Consider the following 21,405-nt stretch of genomic DNA (forward strand, 5'->3'; position numbering starts at 1 on the left):
AAAGAAAAAAGAGATATATAATTTTCACAAATGATTTAGGACTGCTATAGACACAGATAAATCCATCTGTGTCTATCTGTAGTTTAATTATCTTCAATTTTTTGGCTTACGAAAGATTTTGGAAGTAAGCCTCTAGCGCTTCAGTCACTAACTGAGTCATCGGCTTACCTTGGCTTTCTGCTACTCCCTTCAACTTGCTATAAACCTCTTCTTTCAAGTTCACCCGATGACGTGATTTATTTGCACTATTAGCTGTTTGGGGTTCGTAGGTGCTGGCAAATTCGCGGATAGCATCAAAACCAACGCGATCGCAAAAATCACCAAAACTTTCTTTCGATTTCCGAGATTTCTTAAAGTAAACAAAAATCGGCTCTAGAAAGGTATCTAAATCATTATGGTGCAACTTTTCTGTGTACGGTTGCGCCAGTCGAGTCTGATTTGGCGAACCCCCTAACCATAATTGGTAAGATTCTGGGGCGCTACCAACAAAGCCCAATTCTGCCAAGTAGGGACGAGCGCAACCGTTGGGGCATCCGGTCATCCTGATCACAAAATGCTCATTTTGTAAACCAACTTTATCTAATAGAGCGCGAATCTGCTCTAAAATGCCTGGTATTGCCCGTTCTGATTCCGTGATTGCCAAGCCGCAAGTGGGCAAAGCCGGACAAGCCATTGCATACCGCACTAAAGGTTCGATTTTACTAGGGTCATCTCCGACACCGTGACGGCTGAGAATGTCTTGAATAGCTTCCTTGCTATCTGGTTCAATATCGTAAAAAATCAGGTTGTGGTTGGCTGTCAGCCGGATGGACAAGTTAAACTGCTCAACAATTTCCCGCAAAGCAGTTTTCAGTTGAAACGAACCTTCATCCTTGATTCGACCATTGTCAATGGAAATTCCTAAGAATAGCTTGCCATCACCTTGTTCATTCCAGCCAAGGAAGTCGTGATATTTAAACTCTGGCAGTGGTTTGAAGGCTTCGACTGGTTTGCCAAAATATTCTTCAACTTGGGTGCGGAATTTATCTACACCCCAATCGTTGATTAGATATTTTAATCTGGCATGACGACGATCGGTGCGATCGCCATAATCTCTCTGGGTAGCAACAATCGCTTTCACTATGTCGTAAACGTCATCCTTTGCCACATAGCCAATGGGGTCTGCTAACCTAGCGAAAGTTTCTTCTTTTCCGTGTGTTCTACCTAAGCCACCACCAGCAAAAATATTAAATCCTTCTAATTGCTTCTTCTTATTGGTAATCACTACCAACGTCAGGTCTTGGGAATACAAATCAACCGAATTATCTCCTGGCACCGTCACGCAAATTTTAAACTTGCGGGGCATATAGTGAGTGCCATAAATCGGTTCTTCGTTGTTATGAATAATTGTGCCATTCCCATTGCGTTGTCGCGCCGCCTTCACCTCTGGGTCTTCTTCAGCACTAATTGCCTTTTCCCCATCTAACCAAATTTCGTAATAAGCACCTGTTTGCGCTGAGAGCAAGTCAGCAATATTCTGGGCATACTCCCAAGCATATTGATACTCTGGACGATTCTTAAAGGGGGCTGGTGGTGCCATCACGTTGCGGTTGATGTCACCGCAAGCTCCCAAAGTCGTACCCAGATTATTGACAATTGTGGCAATTGATGTCTTGAGATTCTTCTTTAAAATTCCGTGCATTTGGAAACCTTGACGGGTAGTTACTCGTAAGGTGTGGTTGCCATACTCATCAGCTAGTTTATCTAAAGCCAGATATAGCTGCTGTGGTACTAAACCACCGGGATTTTTTGTCCGCAGCATAAACTGGTAATCTTTTTCCTGTCCCTTGGTGCGGTTGTCACGGTTATCCTGCTGGTAAGAACCGTGATACTTCAAAAGCTGCACCGCATTTTCGGTAAAATGGGTAGTATCTTGAAGGATCTCAGTGGCTACAGGTTCACGCAAAAAATTACTATTTTCCTTGATTCCTTCTAGTTTAGAAGGCTTACGGCTAGCGATGGGGGAAGGAGCAGATTTTACCATTAGACTTGTATAGTATTCTCAATAAAGCATTACGTAGACACCGAATCAGCACCCTTTGGCTACTTGATCCCCGGTAATCCGGCCGGAATAATGAGGAATATTTTAATTTTACCACGGCAAAAGCCGGCTTTGTCAGTGATGTAATACTTAACAAAACCAGCTTTTTAAAGTAGTAAGTTTTGAGTGCTGAGTCCTGAGTACTTAAGTAAAGTATAGAGCGAATGAGGACTCAATAATCTTTTATTTGAAGCGATAACCAATACCACCATTGATGCTAACAGCAGAAGCATCGCTATTTTGGTAGGCACCAAGTCCGACTTTAGCATTAGTGTAGACAAGGAAATTGTTAGCAACTTCCGATTCAACACCAGCACCTACCACTACAGAATCTCTGTTACCTATAGGAGTTGGTGAGCCATCTTTCTCTACAAAAGAATAACCACCAGTTAAATAGGCGTTAGTTCTATTAGCGATAGGTACATCCACAGAAAGTTCTGGAATTATGGCACTTGTTTTATCACTCCAAAGGACATTACCGCGTGCAGAAAATGGTGTATTTCCTAATTTTGCGCGACCTGTGACATTACCGCCAAATGTGGCATCATCATTGATACCTTGTCCGCCACTGGTAACGCCAGCTGCAACACCAGCACCAACATAACTAGCATCAGTACCCTTTTTGGTTTCAGCAGAAGCTTGACCAGCTGATAGAACAAAAGGAGCAACTATTAAGGAAGACAATGCAGAAATTGTCACGAAAGACTTGAGTAAGCGTTTCATAATTTTTACTAAATTTTGTATTTTTTACTTGTATATTCCAGGTCGAAAATAAAGTGATAATGTTCCAAATGTTTCCCAAATATTATTAAAGTAATGTTGCTATTGATGCATAAGCTTTAAAAATAAACTATCCCTGAAAAGAATAATTAAGCTGTTATAATTACTTTCAATGTCTTTTTATCCGGGTTATTTGTTCCAAAAATAGACGCTTTGAAAAGTGGCACAATATTTGGAACTAAAACTAAGTCAGGATATGGTAAATAAAATACTCTATTAATAATTTTTGCCGAGCTTTTCACAGATGATGAAAAAGTAGGCTGTAGCATCTGTTGCAACAAGCTATAGAAGGAATCTATAAAGTTAATTTTGAGCAATTATTGTGGAGATTGAATAATGCTAACCGCTGCAAAAACGTTATCTGGTTTGATGGGTTTATGTGTCGGTGATGCGTTGGGTGTGCCAGTGGAGTTTACTAGCCGTGCTGAACGAGTAAAATCTCCAGTGACAACGATGTTGGGTTATGGCACATGGAATCAACCACCAGGAACTTGGTCAGATGACAGTTCGTTAAGCTTTTGCTTGGCAGAATGCCTTTGTAGGGGGTATTCGTTGGATGCTATAGCCAATTCCTTCTGGCGCTGGTACAAGGAGGCTTACTGGACTCCCCGTGGCGATGTTTTTGATATTGGTCAAACAACCCACACAGCAATTATGCGCCTGAAACAGGGAGTTGTTCCCCATCAGGCGGGCGGTAAGGTTGAAAATAGTAATGGCAATGGTTCGTTGATGAGAATCTTGCCAATAGCTTATTGTCACAGAAGCTTGACTTTAAGTGAATTGCTGGCGCGGGTGCATGATGTTTCGGCGATTACTCATGCTCATGCGCGATCGCAAATGGCCTGCGGCATTTATATTAGTATTGCAGTGGCGCTCTTGGAAGGGGCTGACCTTCAAACAGCTTATCTACAAGCATTACAAGACATCCAAACAATTTATTCTGTGCGAGAATTTTTGTTAGAGAAGCCGCATTTTGGCAGAGTTTTCAGTGGTGAGATTGCCAAAGTACCAGTAGAAGAGATTAATTCTGGTGGTTATGTGATTGATACCTTGGAGTCATCCCTGTGGTGTTTATTAAATAGTTCGTCTTATTCTGAGGCGGTACTAAAAGCTGTTAACTTAGGCGGAGATACCGATACTACTGCCGCTGTCACTGGTGGGTTAGCGGGAATTTACTACGGGGTGGAAAATATTCCCAAACAATGGATGAACCAAATTGCTCGTAGACAAGACATTATTTACTTGGCAGAGCGCTTTGCTAGGGCTGTTTACAGCTAGCCCCGATCTTATCAAAAATCCAAGTGCTTAATATGCTAATGCTAAACCATCAGAACGAGATTCAGAAGCAGCAACTAACACTCCATTATGTCTCAGAATCATTTGACCTTTACCAAACATTATTTCAGAAGCAATTTCCTGATTATGACCTCGCTTTTTTAAGCCTGCAATAATTTCAGAACTTACACCCTTTTCTAAAAGGATCTTATTGCCTTCTAAAAATCGCCATCTAGGTGCATCTAAAGCAGCTTGAGGATTCATTTGATAGTCAGATAAATTAACTACCATTTGTAAGTGTCCTTGTGGTTGCATTGGTGCACCCATAACCCCAAAAGGCCCTAAAGGTTGATTGTCTTTAGTGAGAAAACCGGGGATAATAGTATGAAATGGAAGTTTTTGTGGTGCAACTTGATTAGGATGTCCCTCTTGTAAAGTAAATCCTGCTGCCCGACATTGTAAAGAAATTCCAGTTTCAGGTATTAAAATACCGCTACCAAATCCTTCATAGTTAGATTGAATGAAGGATACCATTAAATCTGGATCGGCAGTACATAGATAAACAGTTCCTCCTTGAGTTAATCCTGTATTAGCTAGAGTAATTGCTGTATCTTCGATTAAGGATTGACGCTGTAGAGCATAATTTTTATCTAGTAGCTGATTAACAGAAACCTTCATCAAATCTGGATCGCAAACATGAGAATAAACATCAGCGAAAGCAAGTTTCATCGCTTCAATTTGATAGTGGAAACTTTCGGTTGAATCACGAGCATATTTTTCGATTTTCAAGCCTTCTAAAATATTCAGTGCCATCAACGCAGCAATTCCTTGTCCATTGGGAGGGATTTCCCATACTTGTAATTGCTTGTATTGAGTTGAGATTGGATCGCACCAAATGGGTTGATGATTGGCTAAATCAGTTTTTGTTAAACATCCTCCTGTATCAGCAGAAAAATTAGCGATCGCCGCCGCTAATTTTCCTCGATAAAAGCTTTCTGTGCCGCTATTAGCAATTTCTTTTAATGTTTCTGCAAACCATAAACTTCCCCATACTTCTCCTGTTTGAGGAGCGCGATCGTTAGGAAAAAATACTTGCTTGAACGGCTGAAATTCTGGAGATTTTAAAGACAGATAAATATTTTCTTGACGTTGCCAATATTGTGCAGTTATGGGAGACAAAGAAAACCCTTGTTCTGCATAACGGATTGCTGGAGTAAATAGTTGTTCAAACGGTAATTTTCCCCAGCGATTCCATAATTGATACCAAGCAGAAACTGCTCCAGGAACAGTTACAGATAACCATCCTAATTGAGGAATTTTTTCCATACCTAAGTATGATTTTAAATTCAGCTGTTGAGGACTTCTTCCAGAAGCATTAAGACCATGTAATTTCCCATCCCAAACAATCGCAAACGCATCTGAACCAATTCCATTTGATGTCGGTTCAACAACGGTTAAAGCAATCGCAGTCGCAACGGCAGCATCAACTGCATTTCCTCCTGCTAAAAACATTTCTATTCCTGCTAGGGTTGCTAAATGTTGACTAGTAGCAACAGCATATTTTTTGCCTAAAATAACTCGACGGTGGGAATGGTAAGGATAATGATTGAGATTGAACTCCATAAAATGGCTCTGTAGTAATATTTTTTTGCCAGCTGATTCTTGCAGGCCTACACGGGTGGCCGCCGGTATCTCGGCGGCCATCCCTAAAGTTATACAAATATTTACACAGATAAAATCTTAAAAAAATATCTGGTGTATTTGGGTACAATTACTAAATTGTTACTCACTTATATTAGTAAATGCATTGGTATAAATAAAAATAATCATCAAAACTGGGAGCAGTGGATAAACTAACTACTGATGATTATCCCAAAATACATACATTGTGTTTCTACAGACTACAAATCTCAGATTTTAGTTTTTGTCTCAATTCAATATAAAATCTAAAACTTAAAATCCAAAATCAACATGGCAGACCTAACTCCCAATTCTAGTTTTAGTTTGACACTGCGCTTGCAGATTCCCAATCGTGTAGGGATGTTGGCGTCGGTAACACAGGCGATCGCAACCACTGGCGGTAATCTCGGTCAAATTGATTTAATCGAGCAAACCCGCAAAGAATCTACCCGCGATCTGACTGTGGATGCTGCTAGTACTGAGCACGCTGAAACCATTGTCCAAGCAGTCAAAGCATTGCCAGATATCAAGTTACTCAGTGTTTACGATCGCACCTTTAATTTGCATCGCGGTGGCAAAATCAGCATTAGCAGTAGAATTCCCCTGAAGAGTGTTTCCGATTTAGCAATGGCTTACACGCCTGGAGTCGGTCGAATTTGTACAGCGATCGCTCAAGACCCAGAGGAAGTTTACAACTTAACCATTAAACAAAACACTGTTGCCATTGTTACCGATGGTAGTGCCGTTTTGGGTTTGGGAAATCTCGGACCAGCAGCAGCCCTACCAGTCATGGAAGGCAAAGCAATGCTATTCAAGGAATTTGCGGGGCTGGATGCTTTTCCCATTTGTCTGGCCACCCAAGATACAGAAGAAATTATCCAAGCAGTTAAGAATATCGCTCCGGTGTTTGGGGGCGTGAATTTAGAGGATATTGCTGCACCTCGCTGCTTTGAAATTGAAAAGAGATTACGCCAAGAATTAGATATCCCCGTTTTTCATGACGACCAGCACGGTACAGCAATTGTCACCTTGGCAGCATTATTTAATTCTTTGAAACTGGTACATAAATCAATGGCGGAAATCCGCATTGTGATTAACGGTGCTGGGGCGGCGGGAGTGGCGATCGCTCGGTTACTCCGTAAAGCTGGGGCAGAAAAAATCTGGATGTGCGACTCTAAAGGGATTATCTCTATCAGTCGCACCGATTTGACAGAAGAAAAACTCGAATTTGCCGTGAAAGCTCAGGGTACGTTAGCGGGTGCAATGCAAGGGGCAGATGTGTTTATTGGTGTCAGCGCACCGGGAGTTTTGACACCAGAAATGGTGCATTCAATGGCGAAAGACGCAATTGTGTTTGCAATGGCAAATCCCATTCCAGAGATTCAGCCAGAATTAATTAGTAAAGATGTGGCTGTGATCGCGACCGGTCGCAGTGATTACCCAAATCAAATCAATAACGTCCTCGCTTTTCCTGGGGTATTTCGTGGTGCTTTAGATTGTCGGGCACAGACAATTACCATCAAAATGTACCTAGAAGCCGCAAGTGCGATCGCCTCTTTAGTTAAGCCTTCAGACTTGGATCGGGAACATATTATTCCTTCAGTGTTTGATGAGCGCGTCGTCACTGCTGTTGCTGCGGCTGTGCAACGTGCCGCGCGTGAAGAAGGCATCGCTCAGAATTAATTAACTAATAAGAATCACTCTTATGGGATGGGCATCTCGCCTGTCCCTAAGCTTTTAGGCTGCAATCAATTTGCGCTATGAACTGATATTAAACAGATGAGAATTTATGCATGATTGGTGATTAGATGAGTTGGAGCTATCAATTAGGAGCAAAGTAACACATCTAAAACACTGTCATTTTGTCAACTGTTTGCAATGAAGTATCAAGTTGGGGACGAGTTTTTACAAGAACTACCACTGATTTTAGGGGGGCCAATCCTCAAACATACTGAGCCGGAGTCTGTGACAGTATGGGTAGCACTGAAACAGTCTTGTCAAATAAAGCTGAGAAAGTCAATAGTCATCTTTTCAGTTTAGGCGAATATTACGCTACTTATTTACTAGCTTGGTCGCCAGTGTGCTGGCCAACAGCATTTCCCCAAGGACATCAAGTAACGCGCGATCGCCATGCTATCAAAAAGTGGAACCGAGAAGTCCAGCATTTGCGCCAATTCATCTACACCCTTTGGAAAGTGCGCCGCGCCCTTGCCAATATCCCCATGTACAGCATCTTTGATGACCATGATATTAGTGATGACTGGAATTTGAACCAAGCTTGGTGTTTGCGAGTACTGGGGCATCCCTTAGGGCGAAGAATAGTCCAAAATGCATTGTTAGCTTATACGGTATTTCAGGGTTGGGGCAATACACCAGGGCAATTTGCAGCAGGAAAACCAGGTGAAAAGTTGTTGACGGCTACACAAGTTTGGTCAGCTTCCCAAGGAACGGATGCAAAGGCTGATGAAGCGTTGGCGAAGCCCGCCGTAGGCATCGCTCGTTATGTAGGGATGCCAGCCAACGATCCGCACACAGACTTACCTATTTTAGTCCGAGATGGTTCAGTATTCATTTTGGATCGAGATCCTGAAGCATTGACTTGGAACTACATAGTCCGCAGCGATTGCCATGAAGTAATTGTGCTGGATACGCGGACTTGGCGGGGTTATCCAGCCGAGCAAAAACCAATTGCCCCACCAATGCTGTTGTGTCCAAAAGCCTTTGAGCAACAACTACTTTTACCTTTACAACAAGTAACTGAACAAACTCAGATTCAAACTACATTTGTGATTGCGCCCACGAATGTATTTGGATTACAAGTGATTGATTGGATTCATCATTGGCACTTACAACAGGAAAAAGTTTTTTCAACCGATGTTGGAGATGCCTGGAACATTAATGTTGAAGCCCTGGCAAAATTTCTAACCACCTTGTTTGAGGAACGCCAACAAGTCGTTATTCTTTCTGGAGATATCCATTACAGTTCTGTTGCTCACTTATCTTATGCACGCACCCATTCCAAATTACAATCTGTCTTGGTACAGTTAACCGCTAGTGCGTTGAAGAATGAAGAGATTTTGACGCGGCTGATTCATACACGATTGAAAGATTGGCTGCTCCCAGAAAAGGCGCGACATTGGATAGGCTGGAGCAATCCACCCAATATGGTAGAAATTTCTGAGAAACAATTACACCATAATCGCCAGCTGCTGACTAACTCTGAATGGCATTGTGTACTGGAGTGGATACCTCGAAACAGTGTTCAGATTTCTACCTACACAGCAGATATATTATCGTTGATAGCTCCCTGGAAACGAACCGAAAATGCTAAATGGAAATGGTTACAACCACTGATTTTTTGGAAATCTCGTTGGTTTCAGGAAGGACGAGAAGTCGTTGGATTGAATAATTTAGCTGTGGTTCACTTTCAGTTAGCAGATGAGAGTAGTTCTTGCAAAGTTATGCAAGATTTGTACTGGTTTTCTTCTTGGTATCCAACCCAAATTGTTTACAGCCGTTTTGAGAGCCAGTTAACGCCCAATCAGTCTTTATTACGATAACCAGCTTTGCTGTGTGAATGGAAATTTTAGTTGTATATGTGGGCACTCTAGATTTAAGAAACATACTGGAGAGTGATTTCTATGTCTACGACCCCAATTAGTGCAACACTGGCACAAACAGAGAGAGATGCTGTGTTGCAAGCGATTAGCACGATTAAAGAAAAGTTACCATTTTTAGTTGATTTGAGGTTTCGACGATCGCAAGACTTTACCCAAGATGGGCGATAAGAGTCGGGCGTTTGTAAGCAAAGCATTAGAGGTGGCGGCGCAGAACCCAGAGTTTTTACCGCGATCGTTCGATTTGGATGAAATGCGAAAGGACGTGCAATTATTTGAAGCGTTGTATCCGGTGTTGTTATCCTTGACACAATTGCAAGAACTCGTGGATGATACTTCTTTGGCAGTAGGCAGTGAAGCTTATGCAGCGGCGTTGCAAGTGTATAGCTATGCCAAAGCCAGTGGACAAGGGGCGGGTTTAGATACAGTGGTTGCGGAAATGGGAAAACGATTTACTCGTAAACCTGTAAAGTTGGAGCCTAAAGAACCAATGTTGTAGAAAATAAGTTGGTAGTTGCACGTCAAAAGTAAAACGTTAGAGCTTCAGAACTTGAATGTTGGAGTTAAAAGCACGACATTTCGAGTTCAGAAGCTCAACGTTCGAGCAAAAAGGTGCAACTTCCGAGTTCAGAGGCTCAACGTTCCACCAAAAAGGTGCAACTTCCGAGTTCAGAGGCTCAACGTTCGAGCAAAAATATGCAACTTTCGAGTTCAGAGGCTCAACGTTCGAGCAAAAAGGTGCAACTTCCGAGTTCAGAGGCTCAACGTTCGAGTAAAAAGTATATATTACCCCCTTTTTTAAGGGGGGCAGGGGGGATCAAAACTAGAAACTATAACAGAAAACCTCAATAATAGCGATTTCCATCTACCCTACAATCCAAAGCTTGTGGAAAGAGCAAAAGAACTTCGCAAAAACATGACTTCAGCAGAAAAGAAGCTTTGGTATGGATATCTGAGAACCTTTCAATTTCGCGTTTTAAGACAACGGACAATTAATCATTTCATCGTTGATTTCTACTGTCCGATTTTAAAAGTAGTGATAGAAATTGATGGGGATAGTCATTTTACAGATCGAGGTCAAGATTATGACATGGAGAGAACTCATATTCTGGAGGGCTATGGTTTAAAGGTTCTCAGGTTTACAAATAGCCAAGTTTTAAATCAGTTTGATAGTGTGTGTGAGATGATACAGGGTTTGATCCCCCCTAACCCCCCTTAAAAAGGGGGGAAATTGTAGTTTAGTTTTTTCAAGCAGCGATCGCCTTCCAACCGCGCTTATCCAACCTCAGATATCGAAGGTTGCACTTCAGAGGTTAAAAAGTTGAGCTAGAAGTTTAGAATTTGAGTTACAAGAGATATAGCTTACTGGCATAAGGGTTAGACAATGAGTGAAACTCAGACCCAGTTACCGACAGATATATGGATTTGTGCTTCTTGGCAAGAGTATGAGCAAGCGATCGCTAACTTGCTCAACGAGAAGGCAAAGAGTTACTACTATAAGGGGCACATGAGGCTGGAGATCGCACGAGTTAGTTTTGATCATGGTAAAGACCATGTTGTAATTATTTTTGCAGTGACTCTATTTGCGGCACTTAAAGGAATACTGGCGACAGGTTTAGACACAACCACTTTTCGTAAAACTGGAGTTCAGGACTGTCAGCCCGATGTAGCGTATTACCTTAGAGAACGTGCCCAAACTATCCCAGCAGGTACAGGAATCGTCAACCTTGATCGGTATCCTGTACCAGATTTAGTGATTGAGATTGCGAAAACATCTCTGCTGGATGACTTAGGTACAAAGCGATCGCTCTATGAAGAGTTAAGCGTTGCTGAATATTGGGTAGTAGATGTTCAAAATGCCCAAATCATTGCTTATGCTATGGCAGAGCAGGGTAGTAAACGTATTCAAGAATCACAAGTATTGCCGGGATTGGCGATGTTTACTTTAGAGGAAGCTTTACGCCGTAGCCGTGAGATGAATCAATCTGAAGTTGGGGCTTGGTTATTGAGCCAGTTTCAGCAAAAGGAGTATTGTTAACTAATAGTTTTTTCAAAAAGATATACATCATCTTGTTGATATTCAAAGTGAAAATTTGACTGGTTTTTCAATATATTTACTAAGTTAGAAAGAGATTCGGAACTTGCAGCCCAACCTGAATGGCGAACATTTAGCAAGACATAATAAAACTTATTCAATTCAGCAATATTTTGGGAAGGATTATATTTAAAACTAATTAACTGTCTGTGGGTTAAATGTGGAGTAATTATATCTGTAGTTAAAACGCTATCTTTAGTCTTCACTAGAGCGATCGCCTCTTTTGTGGCTGCCCAATTATCTATATTGTGGAGGTATTTTGAGCTAAAGAAACCATATTTTCCGAAAGCGAAAAAGCAAAGTAATGACCACAAAATAATTGCTCGTCTTTGTTTTAGCCATGCTTTACCTGCTGCTAGGCTGGCAATTAAAACTAAAATAAGAAATGGAATTGCTGGTAAAGAATAATGTAAAACCAGATTTTTTTGTGAAGGATGATCGGCAAGTAAATTTAGTGCTATACAAGGAATTATACTTATCAATGGTGTGAGGTATTGTGGTCTGAAACCCCAAATAACAGGTAAAAATAAAAAACATAAATATTCTAAGTTTATAGTTGAAAAAAGGTTGTTAAAAATGATTTTGGGTTGAAACAGTAATATTTGTAGCATTTCGGAAAATGAGTTTCCCAAATAGCTATAGCGATAAAGATGACGGTTCAATAAGGTTGCTTCGCTACCAAAATAAGGGATGATCATCCAGTTAGCAATCAAAAACCATATTGTTCCACTAATAATTGCGATCGCACCATATAAACGTCGCTTTTCAAACAAGAGTAACCAAATCCCCATTGCAACTACAGTCAGTGATAATACAGCTTTACAACCCAATACCACAAGAATACTGACGCAAAACCAAGCTATTTTTCTCGATCTAGCGGTCAAAACTGCGAACAAAAGGGCAGGGACTGCGATCGTATCAGGGTGAAAATCACAGAGATTGCTATTGTACACCACCGGATACATTAGATATACAGCCACTATTGCGACTGCTAAATTTTCTTTTAAACCTGCTTGCAGCGCCAGAAAATATGTAGGTAAAGCACCTAACGCTAAAGCAACAGACTGTACTGCAAACAGCCAATAAACGCTAGGGTAAATTTTGTACAGTAAAGCCAAAGGATATAAAATCCAAGCAGCATGATCGGCTAACAGATGAAAACCAAGTACAGAAGAAACTGGCGGTTTTCCTTGACTAATTAAGTAAATACATTGGTCAAAAAATGCTAAATCCCCAGATGAATTAAATAATTCGTGTCGTAAGCTACTGGAGATAAATAAAATTAAGCTACTAATGCCGATAATTACTTTAATATGACTCATTTTTGACAGGGTTTCTGTTATTTAAATCCTACTTGCCCTTACTAATTTTTTTATTTAAGATTAGAATAAAATCCAGTTTGTAATTTTGGATAAATCAGATCGCACTTTCGTACAACAAACCAGAGAACAAAACCTAAAGGTATTGAAAATAACTGGATAAATATGGGAGTTCCCAAGTAACTAAATAATGATGCCATTTGCACAACTATAGCTACCCAAAAATATCGCGGAAAGTAAAAGGCAAAGATAATCGAAACAATATCGGCAGGATAAAAATATCTTTGGTGCATTTTGGGCAGGATATATGGCATAAACAAAACTGAGATGGTGGCTAAATGTATTAGTCTTTCTTGAGTAATTTTTAGCTTACTTTTATCAACAATGTATGCCAATAAAAATATTGCAGATACAGTTAATGTTAAACCGATAGGCACAACAATATTATAAAAATTGTTAGGAATCCATTGATAAAGATTCGGCACACCTTTCGCCAATTCTTTGTATTTATTAGCTTGACTAATGTAGATTAATAGCAATTCTTGTATCGGTCTTCCCATCAACCAAGGCGGTAAAACTGCAATCATATATACCGCCGGAATTAATGGTAAATAATACCAATGAATTTTCTTTTTAACTAAAAAAATTAATAATAAAGGTGCTAAAAACATCGCTTGTAACTTAAAAGAAAGTCCTACACCAAAACTGAGCAAAGCAGGAATTTCTTTTTGAATACATAAAAAGTAAATGCAAGCAATCATCCCTGTTGTATATATGCTGTCACATTGACCCCAGATGGCACTATTATATATGACAGTTGGACTCAAGATAACTGCCAAAAAAGCAAAGATTGGTTTATTACCAGTTGGGTATTTTAGTCGGACAATTTTGTAAGTTAAAAAGCCACAAAGAAAATCAACAGTCATCGCAAAAAGCTTGATTGCGAAAATTTTTGGCAATCCAGAAAGCAGGGTGGCAGCAATTAAAATCCAATATAGGTAGGGCGGCGTATAGTCAGCAAAACTATATTTAAGAGCGTTCAACCCACCATGAGATGCGATGAAATCATACCAAGGCGCTAAGAAAGATTTATAATCAGATGATTGATTAGGAACACAAACCAATCGGATCAGCACTGCTAAGATAATTCCAATAGTTAAGTATCCAGAAACTGGAGATGGGAAAAAATTTAAGAACCGATTAAACGGAGATTTCACTAATTTTAATAATGTCTTGTCTGAAGTTTTCGTCATAAATTGTATCTGTTATTCAAAAATAATGAAATCATGTCAAAGTATCTATTGTTTCAGCAAAGGCTGCTCAACACTTTGCTGTAGCATAAGACTGGTTTACGAAGCTGCTATGATGCCATATAAAGCAAGCTTTCGTGGGAATATCCTGGAGGTTTGAGATGATTATCCCGATTTTAGATATGCGTCTATTCCGAGAAAAAGAATGGTTATTTAGCCTACTGGTAATATCTCTATTTCTATGGCTGATATTTTTGGGAAACTCCCCTTTACGAGATTGGGATGAAGGTACTGTGGCACAGGTTGCTCGTGAAATTTGGCGTGCCCCACTTGGTTCAATGCATTGGCTTTACCCCACTTTGGGAGGAGAACCTTATCATAATAAGCCACCCCTGATGCACTTGTTAATTGCTTGGACTTATTCGATCGGCGGCGTGAATGAGTGGACAACGCGTCTACCGGGTGCAGTGTTAACTGCTTTGGGAGTGCCTTTGCTTTACTTGGTGGGATGTTTGCTTTTTAACCAAAGTTTACCAGCTCTGTTTAGCGCTTTAGTTTACCTGACGATGTTGCCTGTGGTGCGTCACGGACGGCTAGCAATGCTAGATGGTACAACTATTACCTTTTTCTTACTGCTGTTGTTTTGTTTGTTAAAAGCACGTCAAAATCGTCAATATGCTCTAGGTATAGGATTTTGTTTAGGGTTGATCGCTCTCACCAAAGGGATGATAGTTTTGCCGCTAGGAGCGATCGCTTGTTTGTTCCTGATTGCAGATCGGCAGTTTGCTTTGTTAACAAGCCCCTATTTATTAGTGGGAATATTTTTAGGAAATGCACCAGCGATCGCTTGGTTTGCTGCTCAATGGCAACATTATGGCGAAACTTTCTTCCAAGTGAACTTTCAAACACAAACCTTTGATCGCCTGACACAATCTGTTGAAGGTCATAGTGGGCCACCCTGGTACTATTTAATTGAGTTAATTAAGTATAGTTTTCCGTGGCTATTATTTTTACCGTCAGGTTTTTATCTAGCTTGGAAAAAACGTCATACTTCCTGGGGTCATCTAATTATAATCAGCACAATTGTTTATTTAGGAAGTATCTCTTTAATGAGAACTAAACTCCCGTGGTATGTTATGCCTGTATATCCATTTTTAGCTTTAGCAATTGGTGCTAGACTTAGCGAAATTTGGCAGTATGGTCATTTTAAGGTGCGAACTTGGATAATATTTATGGCTATTATTGCGATTGCTGGCTTAGGAGGTTGTGTTTACTTTATTCTTGCAAAAAAAGAGCCTATTTTAATAGTCATGAGCATTGTTTTGGCAATAAGTATGAGTGCAGTAGTCTGGTTAATTAGCCAACGCGATCGCAACTTTATTCCAGTGCTATTTTCTGGGATGTACTTAGTTTTAGCACTGTTGATGAGTTCGCAATCATGGATTTGGGAATTAAAGGAAGCTTTTCCAGTTAAACCAGTAGCAGAATTAATTCGGGCAAATGTTTCACCAGGAACACAAATTTATACTTCTTTTGCTTATGGGCGTCCCAGTTTAGACTTTTACTGCGATTGTAAGATAACTCCTGCAACTGTGCCAATTTTAAAAAAAATGTTATCTAATAAATCTTATTTGCTGTTAGACAATGGTGCTTTACAGCAAATTAATATAACTGGTAGTAAAATTATTGGAGCGACTAAAGAATTCACGCTTGTTTCCCTATAAGTTAAATATCTAAGATATCTTACTTTTTTTATCTTAATTAATTTATCCTTTAGATACATACTCTCTAAAATTTAGCTTTGGATAAATCAGATCGCACTTTCGCACAACAAACCAGAGAGCAAAACCTAAAGGTACTGAAAATAACTGGATAAATATGGGAGTTCCCAAATAGCTGAAAAATGATGCCATTTGCACAACTATAGCTACCCAAAAATATCGAGGGAAGTAAAAAGCAAAGATAATCGAAAGAATATCGGCAGGATAAAAATATCTTTCGTGCATTTTGGGCAAGATATATGGCATAAACAAAACTGAGATGGTGGCTAGGTGTATCAGTCTGTTATGAGTAATTTTTAGTTTACTTTTATAAACAATGTATGCTAATAAAAATATTGCAGATACAGTTAATGTTAAACCGATAGGGACAACAATATTATAAAAATTGTTAGGAATCCATTGATAAATATTCGGCGCACCTTTAGCCAATTCTTTATATTTATTAGCTTGGTTAAAGTATACTAACAGCAATTCTTGTATCGGTCTTCCCATCAACCACGATGGCAAAACTAAAATTATATATACCGCTGGAATTAATGGTAAATAATACCAATGAATTCTTTTTTTCAATAAAAGAGCTAATAATAGAGGTGCTAAAAACATCGCTTGTAACTTAAAAGAAAGTCCGACACCAAAACTGAGCAAGGCAGGAATTTCTTTTTGAATACACAAAAAGTAAATACAAGCAATCATTCCTGTTGTATAGATGCTGTCACATTGACCCCAGAGGGCACTATTATATATAACAGTCGGACTTAAAATAACTGCCAAAAAAGCAAAGATTGGTTTATTACCCTCTGGGTATTTTAGTCGAACAATTTTATAAGTTAAAAAACCACAAAGAAAATCAACAGTCATCGCAAAAAGCTTAATTGCGAAAATTTTCGGCAATCCAGAAAGCAGGGTGGCAGCAATTACAATCCAATATAGGTAGGGCGGCGTATAATCAGCAAAACTATATTTAAGAGCGTTCAACCCACCATGAGATGCAATGAAATCATACCAACGCGCCAAAAAAAACTTGTAATCCACCGATTTATTTGGAACACAAACCAATCGAATCACCACTGCTAATATAATCCCAATAGGCAAGTATCCAGGAACCGGGAATGGCAGAGAGTTTAAGAACCTATTAAACGGAGATTTCACTAATCTTAATAATGTTTTTTCGGAAGCTTTCGTCATAAATTGTATCAGTCTCGTTAGCTGTGTCCACACTTCTTGACTTGTAAAAGGCTTCTGTTCTATGGATTGGTTATCAAGCAAGGCAGGAGTAATATTATCCGACGCTCTCTGCGAGACGCTGCGCATAGCTTGCTTCTCTGTAAGAGTACGTGAACTCGCTAACGTTGTGCTATCTGCCTCCTGCCTCCTGCCTCCTTCAATGATCAGCAGGTATGCACTCAAGAAAATCGCCGAAACGATCGCAGCCAAGCTTCCTTGAACCTCATCTGTGGCAATTTGCAACTCCTCAAATTCAATAGCGATCGCTCCCCCAAGGGCAATAACCATCCCAATCAGGAATTGGTTCTCAAAACCCTGACGAAATAACAACCACACCCCTAAGCTAGTAAATATGGGAGCGAGATTATGCAACACACTAGAAATCGCAACGCTAGTTTGAGTCAGCGACCAAGCCAACAAAACTAAAGTGGCAGCCCAAAGAATACCAGCACCTAGCAATAGCAAAAGATCCTGGCTGGTGTAGGGTTGCTGTTCTATAGGTTTATCTAAGGAAAATCGCTGCCATATTGCCTTGTATCCATGCCAGAGCAAGAAGACCACACTAGCAAGCCAAAAGCGATTAAAGACAGTGGCGCTGGGGCTGAGTTCAATTTCGCTCAATTTCATAAAAATAGAGCCAAAAGATATGGCACCTACACCTAGAAATAATGAAGCGATCGCTATCTTCGTTTGATTGGATACATTCATTAGGAAATTTAAATTCAATTTCTTAGCAATAATGGATCTAACTCTCTAACCAACCCAATGCTCTTGGGCAAATCCTACAGCTATTTTGGCTAGTAGTGTCACAAAAGCGCCCAATATTAAATATCCCTGACGAGGATGGCGAGATAGCAGCACACCAATTGCTATGTTTAAAGGCACAATACCGTAGGCAAGACGGCTTAAGGAGATAGTGCCTCCAGAAGCTAGCAGCAAACCAATACCACAAAAGCCATAAATAACTGTAACTGGGGTCAGTTGCGTGTGTAAGCGCCACAACACATAGCTACCACCTAAGACCATGAATAAGTTGAGGAAGTTATCGATCCACTGTTCGCTTGCCAGAATCAACAAAAATAAGACTAAACCATAAAAGCCATAAAATAATTTTACAGAACTAAAACGTTGACGGAAATGCCATAAAAGATAGCCACTGACAACGATCGCGCCAAATAACAACAGATACCAGGGGTCTTGAATCGCACCAGAGGAGTTTTGAACCCAGCCAAATTGCCAATTTTTACTGCCAACGGCAATTTGCATGAACATATTTAACCAACCCTGCCAATCAAACCCCAGAGTTGGTCGCCATCCCCGCTGTGCTTCGATAAAAGCTAAAGGGTCGCCAAAATAAATCGCACAATACAAACTGAATAGAAGTATGCCAATAGCAGTAGTGAAACTAGCTATATAGGCAACTGGTGGTCGGCGTTCTTTCCAGGCTGCGATCGCTAATGCTGGAATTAGTGCCATACCTGTAGGACGTGTTGCTGTCGCCATCGCGCCCCAAAAGGCAGTCCAGCCATACTGCTTTCGATCGAACGCCCCCAAAGTCGCCGTACTCAAAAACAAATACAGTCCCTCTGTGTAAATCACCCCCGTAAACATCGCAGATGGATACAAAGAAAGCACAGCAGTTACCCAGTGCGCTGCATTGATGCCATAATGATCCTTAACCCAAAAGTACAAATAGTAAAGTGCTGCAAAAAATGCCAAGTTGTTGACTAACGTGCCTGCTAATTCAAACGGTAAGCCCAACTTCATCAAAACCCAGATGCTTAAGGGAAACAGAGGAAAAAAGGCCAGATTATGTTGCTTGCCGTCATTCACAAATTCATAACCAGAAGTTGCGATCGCTCGATAATGGATACTATCCCAGGCATCAAAAACCCCCCAGCCAAAACGCGGCAAAAAGTCCTCTGCTGGTAACGGTAGCTTTGGTGCAACCAGCAACATAGCTGTCCAGATGAATATTCGACTGGCAAGCCATATTGCTGCTGGAAACAGGAAATCATTTTTCCATAAAACTTTTTTTATAACTATCTGAACTTTGACCATAGGTTGAGTGCTTCAACAAACTCCTTTGTGCATCTTTTTACCTATGGCTGTAACACAGCAATTTATGAGTAATATTTTGCATATTAAATCCTCCACCAACATAATTAACAAACTGGACAGATTAGCGATTAATTGAAATTATTTCCTATTTGGTTACTTTTGCCAATTTTTTCGGAATTTATCTTTTAAAATATAGTATTTATAAATACAATTTTTGTCTAGTTACAGCAGTAACCAGATGGATAAGGTACAGAAAGAAAAAATTATCCACGTAGGAGCGCACAGCTAGCTGTAGGCCCCTATCCGTGTACCTCATTCAAATGAGAATCGCTATATATGAATAATGAGCAACTTTAGTACTTTAAGTAGAAGGGCTTGATTAAATTAAAGCTTGGAGTAAGCGGCTTTAGTCCTTGAGAATCTTGCATAGAGCGATAAATCGCTCACTACGAACAAAAGTTTTATCTTAAAATTAATTACGTCTATGTACTTGTAGCTAACAGTCTATCGAGTTGAAATTAACGGATTGGAACTGTTGCAGGGACAAGGACACCGGGAAACTTCTCCGTGTACTTGCTTCTTTGCATCAGTGTATCGATTATAGTGATTGCTGTGATTAAAGAGTCCCAAGCAATTTATAGTGAGAGTTGTCTGTAAATCCTTAAGCAATTGTGAAAGCGATTACTCTCGTTGGTTCCACTGGTTCTATTGGTACTCAGACTTTAGATATTGTCACTCAGTATCCAGATCGGTTTCGGATTGTGGGATTGGCAGCTGGTAACAATGTCGAAATGTTAGCTGCCCAAATTCGGCAGTTTCGACCAGAAATAGCAGCTATTTGCTCAAAAGATAAATTACCAGCGCTCAAAGAAGCTATCATTGACGTCGATCCTCAACCGATTCTACTGGCAGGTGATGCCGGAGTGATAGAAGTCGCTCGCTATGGCGATGCCCAAACCGTTGTTACTGGTATCGTTGGTTGTGCTGGTTTGCTACCCACGATCGCAGCGATTGAAGCTGGTAAAGATATTGCCTTAGCGAACAAAGAAACTCTAATTGCTGGGGCCCCTGTGGTTCTACCCCTAGTTGAAAAACATGGTGTAAAATTACTCCCAGCTGATTCCGAACATTCCGCAATCTTTCAATGCCTCCAAGGTGTGCCAAAGGGAGGCTTACGGAAAATTTTACTCACTGCATCGGGTGGGGCTTTCCGCGATTGGGATGTAGAAAAGTTAGCAGATGTAACCGTTGCTGACGCCTTGAAGCATCCCAATTGGTCAATGGGGCGGAAAATCACAGTAGACTCTGCTACTTTGATGAATAAAGGACTGGAAGTAATTGAGGCTCACTTTCTGTTTGGCTTGGATTATGACGATATCGAAATTGTCATTCATCCTCAGAGCATTATTCACTCGCTGATTGAACTGCAAGATACTTCAGTTTTAGCCCAACTCGGTTGGCCAGATATGCGCTTACCTTTACTGTATGCCCTATCTTGGCCTGATCGCATCTACACCAACTGGGAACGACTAGATTTAGTCAAAGCTGGAAATTTCACCTTCTGCGAACCAGATCACCAGAAGTATCCTTGTATGCAGTTGGCTTATGCTGTGGGTAAAGCTGGTGGTTCAATGCCAGCAGTGTTGAATGCTGCAAATGAGCAAGCTGTAGCTTTATTTTTAGATGAAAAAATTCAGTTTTTAGATATTCCCCGATGTATTGAATGGGTGTGCGATCGCCATCAAAATCATAACCGTGCTAATCCCTCTTTAGATGACATTCTGACAGCAGATAAATGGGCAAGACAAGAAGTGTTAACAGCGACTGAAAATTTCGAAACTCACTCGCAGATAATTTCTCTGCGATAAAAACCTTCAGTTCAGTTCGGACTGAGGATTAGAAATTGATGTTTAGTCCCCAATCTCTAATCCCCAGCCTCTAATTTAGTTAATATGGAAATCATTTCACTTGATGGCAAAGATGTACTCACTAAACTACAAAAAACTTAACAAATAAAACTTTATTGAAGATAACTTTTGACTTCCGGATTAGTCTTTAGTTTTATGTATATCTATAATTTATCTACAAAAAAATAAAAAGCTTTACAAAAACTTTGCAAAGAAAGCCAGTATATCACATAAATAATTCTCTCGTCTTTAGGTAAAATATCTCCAGGCTAATTATCACAAAAAACCCCATTTTAGTAGATATTAAAAACTGGGTTTAGCATCTTTTATACCAGT

Annotated in this window: 14 protein-coding genes and 1 pseudogene; 8 read left to right on the plus strand and 7 right to left on the minus strand. The window is 40.2% G+C overall.

Going from position 1 to position 21,405, the window contains the following annotated elements; genetic code table 11:
* Positions 1–106: 106 nt before the first annotated feature.
* Together sir and NLP_RS08010 are read right to left on the minus strand one after the other, a co-directional pair.
* Positions 107–2,023, minus strand: a complete 1,917-nt coding sequence (gene sir, locus NLP_RS08005; protein ID WP_104905936.1) for a sulfite reductase, ferredoxin dependent — start codon at positions 2,021–2,023, stop codon at positions 107–109.
* A 240-nt stretch (positions 2,024–2,263) separates the two neighbouring features.
* Complete coding sequence (locus NLP_RS08010; RefSeq protein ID WP_104905937.1) at positions 2,264–2,803, minus strand: porin family protein; 540 nt, start codon at positions 2,801–2,803, stop codon at positions 2,264–2,266.
* A gap of 393 nt (positions 2,804–3,196) precedes the next feature.
* Here NLP_RS08010 and NLP_RS08015 point away from each other — a divergent pair, with 393 nt between their 5' ends.
* Positions 3,197–4,138 carry an ADP-ribosylglycohydrolase family protein gene (locus NLP_RS08015; RefSeq protein WP_104905938.1) on the plus strand — a complete coding sequence of 314 codons (942 nt, stop codon included), beginning with the start codon at positions 3,197–3,199 and terminating at the stop codon, positions 4,136–4,138.
* Positions 4,139–4,165: 27 nt separating this feature from the next.
* Here the strand turns inward: NLP_RS08015 and NLP_RS08020 are convergent, their stop codons facing one another.
* Positions 4,166–5,758: a gamma-glutamyltransferase family protein gene (locus tag NLP_RS08020; RefSeq protein WP_104909807.1), complete on the minus strand. Its 1,593-nt coding sequence runs from the start codon at positions 5,756–5,758 to the stop codon at positions 4,166–4,168.
* A gap of 348 nt (positions 5,759–6,106) precedes the next feature.
* Here NLP_RS08020 and NLP_RS08025 point away from each other — a divergent pair, with 348 nt between their 5' ends.
* From NLP_RS08025 to NLP_RS08050, 5 genes and pseudogenes are all read left to right on the plus strand, one after another.
* Positions 6,107–7,498 carry a malic enzyme-like NAD(P)-binding protein gene (locus NLP_RS08025; protein WP_104905939.1) on the plus strand — a complete coding sequence of 464 codons (1,392 nt, stop codon included), beginning with the start codon at positions 6,107–6,109 and terminating at the stop codon, positions 7,496–7,498.
* A 290-nt stretch (positions 7,499–7,788) separates the two neighbouring features.
* The gene (locus NLP_RS08030; RefSeq protein ID WP_234017248.1) at positions 7,789–9,375 is read left to right on the plus strand and encodes a hypothetical protein; all 1,587 of its coding nucleotides are present in this window, start codon (positions 7,789–7,791) and stop codon (positions 9,373–9,375) included.
* Positions 9,376–9,456: 81 nt separating this feature from the next.
* Positions 9,457–9,931, plus strand: a pseudogene (locus tag NLP_RS08035) (hypothetical protein).
* A gap of 333 nt (positions 9,932–10,264) precedes the next feature.
* The gene (locus NLP_RS08045) at positions 10,265–10,651 is read left to right on the plus strand and encodes an endonuclease domain-containing protein (RefSeq protein ID WP_104905941.1); all 387 of its coding nucleotides are present in this window, start codon (positions 10,265–10,267) and stop codon (positions 10,649–10,651) included.
* A 165-nt stretch (positions 10,652–10,816) separates the two neighbouring features.
* Positions 10,817–11,470: a Uma2 family endonuclease gene (locus NLP_RS08050; protein WP_104905942.1), complete on the plus strand. Its 654-nt coding sequence runs from the start codon at positions 10,817–10,819 to the stop codon at positions 11,468–11,470.
* On the opposite strand, the gene NLP_RS08055 is transcribed toward NLP_RS08050, so the two are convergent.
* A complete protein-coding gene (locus NLP_RS08055) occupies positions 11,467–12,849 on the minus strand; it encodes a DUF2079 domain-containing protein (protein WP_104905943.1) in 1,383 nt (460 codons plus the stop codon). The genes NLP_RS08050 and NLP_RS08055 overlap by 4 nt on opposite strands.
* 50 nt (positions 12,850–12,899) lie before the next feature.
* The gene (locus tag NLP_RS08060; protein ID WP_104905944.1) at positions 12,900–14,099 is read right to left on the minus strand and encodes a hypothetical protein; all 1,200 of its coding nucleotides are present in this window, start codon (positions 14,097–14,099) and stop codon (positions 12,900–12,902) included.
* 179 nt (positions 14,100–14,278) lie between these two features.
* Here NLP_RS08060 and NLP_RS08065 point away from each other — a divergent pair, with 179 nt between their 5' ends.
* The gene (locus NLP_RS08065; protein ID WP_104909808.1) at positions 14,279–15,820 is read left to right on the plus strand and encodes an ArnT family glycosyltransferase; all 1,542 of its coding nucleotides are present in this window, start codon (positions 14,279–14,281) and stop codon (positions 15,818–15,820) included.
* A 42-nt stretch (positions 15,821–15,862) separates the two neighbouring features.
* Here NLP_RS08065 and NLP_RS34760 read toward each other — a convergent pair whose 3' ends face one another.
* Together NLP_RS34760 and NLP_RS08080 are read right to left on the minus strand one after the other, a co-directional pair.
* On the minus strand, positions 15,863–17,809 hold the full coding sequence (locus NLP_RS34760) for an EamA family transporter (protein WP_234017249.1): 1,947 nt from the start codon (positions 17,807–17,809) through the stop codon (positions 15,863–15,865).
* Between the two features lie 45 nt (positions 17,810–17,854).
* A complete protein-coding gene (locus NLP_RS08080) occupies positions 17,855–19,162 on the minus strand; it encodes a mannosyltransferase family protein (RefSeq protein ID WP_104905945.1) in 1,308 nt (435 codons plus the stop codon).
* A gap of 671 nt (positions 19,163–19,833) precedes the next feature.
* On the opposite strand from NLP_RS08080, the gene dxr reads away from it, so the two are divergent.
* Positions 19,834–21,030 carry a 1-deoxy-D-xylulose-5-phosphate reductoisomerase gene (gene dxr, locus NLP_RS08085; RefSeq protein WP_104905946.1) on the plus strand — a complete coding sequence of 399 codons (1,197 nt, stop codon included), beginning with the start codon at positions 19,834–19,836 and terminating at the stop codon, positions 21,028–21,030.
* Positions 21,031–21,405: the final 375 nt, after the last annotated feature.

This window comes from Nostoc sp. 'Lobaria pulmonaria (5183) cyanobiont' (assembly GCF_002949795.1).
GTDB lineage: Bacteria > Cyanobacteriota > Cyanobacteriia > Cyanobacteriales > Nostocaceae > Nostoc.

Coding starts and splice junctions, on each gene's coding strand:
- NLP_RS08060 (WP_104905944.1), bottom strand. CDS start 14,099: ATGACGAAAACTTCAGACAAGACATTATTAAAATTAGTGAAATCTCCG.
- NLP_RS08030 (WP_234017248.1), top strand. CDS start 7,789: ATGGGTAGCACTGAAACAGTCTTGTCAAATAAAGCTGAGAAAGTCAAT.
- NLP_RS08025 (WP_104905939.1), top strand. CDS start 6,107: ATGGCAGACCTAACTCCCAATTCTAGTTTTAGTTTGACACTGCGCTTG.
- NLP_RS08080 (WP_104905945.1), bottom strand. CDS start 19,162: ATGGTCAAAGTTCAGATAGTTATAAAAAAAGTTTTATGGAAAAATGAT.
- NLP_RS08050 (WP_104905942.1), top strand. CDS start 10,817: ATGAGTGAAACTCAGACCCAGTTACCGACAGATATATGGATTTGTGCT.
- NLP_RS08015 (WP_104905938.1), top strand. CDS start 3,197: ATGCTAACCGCTGCAAAAACGTTATCTGGTTTGATGGGTTTATGTGTC.
- NLP_RS08065 (WP_104909808.1), top strand. CDS start 14,279: ATGCGTCTATTCCGAGAAAAAGAATGGTTATTTAGCCTACTGGTAATA.
- NLP_RS08010 (WP_104905937.1), bottom strand. CDS start 2,803: ATGAAACGCTTACTCAAGTCTTTCGTGACAATTTCTGCATTGTCTTCC.
- NLP_RS34760 (WP_234017249.1), bottom strand. CDS start 17,809: ATGAATGTATCCAATCAAACGAAGATAGCGATCGCTTCATTATTTCTA.
- sir (WP_104905936.1), bottom strand. CDS start 2,023: ATGGTAAAATCTGCTCCTTCCCCCATCGCTAGCCGTAAGCCTTCTAAA.
- NLP_RS08020 (WP_104909807.1), bottom strand. CDS start 5,758: ATGGAGTTCAATCTCAATCATTATCCTTACCATTCCCACCGTCGAGTT.
- NLP_RS08055 (WP_104905943.1), bottom strand. CDS start 12,849: ATGAGTCATATTAAAGTAATTATCGGCATTAGTAGCTTAATTTTATTT.